Here is a 3030-nt window from a genome sequence, read left to right as displayed (position 1 = left end):
ACCCGTACGCACACAGCGACAGGCGTCGTGAACCCCTGGGGCAACCCCACTGCTGTGGGACGTTATTATACGTACAAAGGCACTGATCTCGATACGCCTTACAATGACGAATTCACTGCCGCGGTAAAATGGAATGATCCCTGGCTCGATGGTGATCTACGTGTGCGTTATGTCTACCGTCAGGGCAAGGACCAGTATTTAAAGTCCGAAGAGTCCACGACCTTGAATTCGATACTGACCAACGAAGGTGAATCCTCCTACCACTCCGCGACCATCGAATACGGCAAGACATGGGCCCTGCAGAACGCCAATCTGGAGACGGTGCGCCTGTCCGGTAGTTTGACCTGGGCCAAGAGCAAAACAACATCCAATGGTTATTTTGACGACCCGACCGACACACGCATATGGTATAATAACCAGTCCTATTCGCTGGGCGACTTCGCGGTCGCACAGGGCAACATGGACATCCCGATCAGGACGTCGCTTGATCTTGTCACCACCTGGTTCGACGACCGTTTCACCTTCGGCGTCTCGGGCAACCTGAACCTGCCGTATGATGGGGTTCGTGGAACAGACACGGTGTGCACACCCTCAACAAGTGCAACCGCAAAATGCCAACTACCTGCCGGTTCCGAAGGTCTGGGCATGTCCCATGATATCGTCGAAGACTTCCGTTTCAGGACGGCCGTGACAGTGGATCTGAGTGCAAATTACCGCGCCTACGAATCCAAATATGGCTCACTTGATCTGGAAATGAAGGTGCAGAACGCCTTCAACGAAACTGGCAATCGCGTTGCAACAGCGGCCCAACCGTGGATCCCCGGCCGCATGGTATGGCTTGGTGCAAAGGCAACCTTCTGATGTCGACGCATCTCAGACTGCTTTATGTCTTTTGTGCCGTTGCTGCATCGGTCATCCTGGCAATCTCGTGTTACGAGGTTGCCAAGGGACGCAGGCTGGCACATGAAGAACGGCTGGCCAACCTTCAAAACCAGGCGATAGAACAACGCCGGAAAAATCTGCTGGTCGAGTTTCCGCCCAACCCGACCGATCAGGATTTGTCGCTGCTGGCCAATACCTACCGGCAACCAAAAGAAAACTTCCCGGCTCTGTCACTGTTCTCAGGCATCAAGGCAGAGGATCTCACCCCGCTCGATATTCCGCCGCGCCCGCAAGGACAACAACTGGCCAAGGCGCAGCTTGGCTTCAAGCTGTTCAGAGACCCGCAGCTTTCCCGTTCTGGCCAGATTTCCTGCCAGAACTGTCACAACAGGGAGCTTGGCTGGGGTGATGGCCTGCAAAGCTCCTTTGGTCATGACAGGGCAAAAGGACGGCGCAATGCGCCGCCTTTGTTCAATGTTGGTTTGCGCGCACCACTGTTCTGGGACGGGCGCGCTGAAACGCTGGAAGAACAGGCCGTGGTGCCCATGACCGACCAGCGTGAAATGGCCAATCACGATCTGGCCTCGGTGGTCAAACGGGTTGGTGAACGCGAAGATTACCAGCAGGCCTTCAAGGCGGTTTACAACGTCTCAACGCCAACACTTGACCAACTTGCCGACGCCATTGCAGCCTTCCAGCGCACGCTGGAGGAACCGACCCGCCTTGATCGGTTCCTGGCTGGCCAATATCGCGCACTTAGCAATGAACAGATCTGGGGCATGCATATTTTCCGCACCAAGGGCGGCTGCGTGAACTGTCACAACGGCCCACTGTTGACCGACAACAAGTTTCACAACCTCGGCCTGTCGCTGCTTGGTCGTCCGCGTGAAGATGTCGGGCGTTATGCCGTCACCAACCAGTTGCTGGATGTCGGGCGCTTCAAGACTCCAAGCCTGCGCCATGTCTCGCAAACAGCACCCTACATGCACAATGGCATTATCCGTGATCTGCGCCGCGTGGTGCGGTTTTACGAAGTTGCCGGCGGCAGAACGGTGGCGCGCAATGAGGCACAGCGCAGCAACCCGCTACTGCCCTATGCCGGCATGACATCGCCGTTCGTCAAACCCTTTGTGCTGAGCGAACGGGAACGCCAGGCGCTGATTGCGTTTCTGGAATCCATCTGAACAATCAAAACATTCGGACGCGCGGCTGTTCAGCCGCGTGACACCGACAGGTTTTGCCAGCGGGCCACCATGTTTTCCAGCGCCAGCAGGCCGTCGTAAACGAACACTGCCAGCAGTCCGACCACCAGTCCGCCTTGCAGGATAAAGGCCATATTGCTGGATTGCAGACCGGCAATGATCACCTCGCCCAGCGTTTTGGCGGCAACCGTGGAGCCGATTGTTGCCGTTGCCAGGCTGATGACCACGGAAATCCGCACGCCAGACAGGATAACCGGCAGAGCGAGCGGCAATTCGACCCGTGTCAGGCTTTGCCATGGTGTCATGCCGGTGCCGCGTGCTGCGTCTCGCGTTACGTCAGGCACATTGGCAAGACCGGTCAGCGTGCTCTCGAAAATCGGTAACAGCGCGTAGAGGAACAGCGCCACCAGTGTTGGTGTTTCGCCAAACCCCAGCATCGGCACGGCAAGTGCCAGCACCGCAACCGGCGGAAAGGTCTGGCCCGTATTGACCACCAGACGCGACAGCGGCAGGAACTCGCGGCAGGATGGCCTTGTGACAATGATCGCCAGTGTAATGGCCAGAATGCTGGCAAGCGTCGTGGCAATCAGCACTGTGCGCAAATGTTGGACCGTCAGCATCAGCAGACTGGCCTGGCTGTAGATCACAGGGACATTGGCTGGTACCAGCGGACGAAACACCGGCTCGAACCACTGCGGCTGAATGAGAAAACCTGCCAGCAGCAAAAAACCAACGATACGCAGAACGTACGGCCAACGCTTTTTGCCAGATGCGGTTGCAGACCTCATCATGGGCTGCCTGCCGCTTGCTGGCAGAGCGCTGCCATGGTGACCTTGCCCAGCACCTTGCCCTCATCATTGGCCACGGGCGCTTCCTGCCGCCCGGTCCAAACGAGGTTGGAAAGCGCGTCGCGCTGGCTCATCGTGTCAGGGATTGGCACGCCCTC

At 57.5% G+C, this 3030-nt stretch carries 2 protein-coding genes and 1 pseudogene; 2 read left to right on the top strand and 1 reads right to left on the bottom strand.

Annotated elements, in window-relative coordinates:
* Positions 1-861, top strand: a pseudogene (locus tag RT613_RS19830) (hypothetical protein); the annotation flags it as partial.
* Positions 861-2066, top strand: a complete 1206-nt coding sequence (locus RT613_RS19825; RefSeq protein WP_313618106.1) for a cytochrome-c peroxidase — start codon at positions 861-863, stop codon at positions 2064-2066. The pseudogene RT613_RS19830 and the gene RT613_RS19825, both read left to right, overlap by 1 nt.
* A gap of 29 nt (positions 2067-2095) precedes the next feature.
* On the opposite strand, the gene RT613_RS19820 is transcribed toward RT613_RS19825, so the two are convergent.
* Positions 2096-2875 (bottom strand): ABC transporter permease, encoded by a 780-nt coding sequence (locus RT613_RS19820; RefSeq protein WP_313618105.1) that lies wholly within the window; start codon positions 2873-2875, stop codon positions 2096-2098.
* Positions 2876-3030 lie beyond the last annotated feature (155 nt).

The organism is Agrobacterium sp., assembly GCF_032092815.1.
GTDB lineage: Bacteria > Pseudomonadota > Alphaproteobacteria > Rhizobiales > Rhizobiaceae > Agrobacterium.
Note: the sequence above shows the minus strand (reverse complement) of the source record. Positions and strands in the feature narration are given on the sequence as shown.

Excerpts from the sequence above, each read along its gene's own strand:
- RT613_RS19825 (WP_313618106.1), top strand. The coding sequence starts at position 861 with ATGTCGACGCATCTCAGACTGCTTTATGTCTTTTGTGCCGTTGCTGCA.
- RT613_RS19820 (WP_313618105.1), bottom strand. The coding sequence starts at position 2,875 with ATGATGAGGTCTGCAACCGCATCTGGCAAAAAGCGTTGGCCGTACGTT.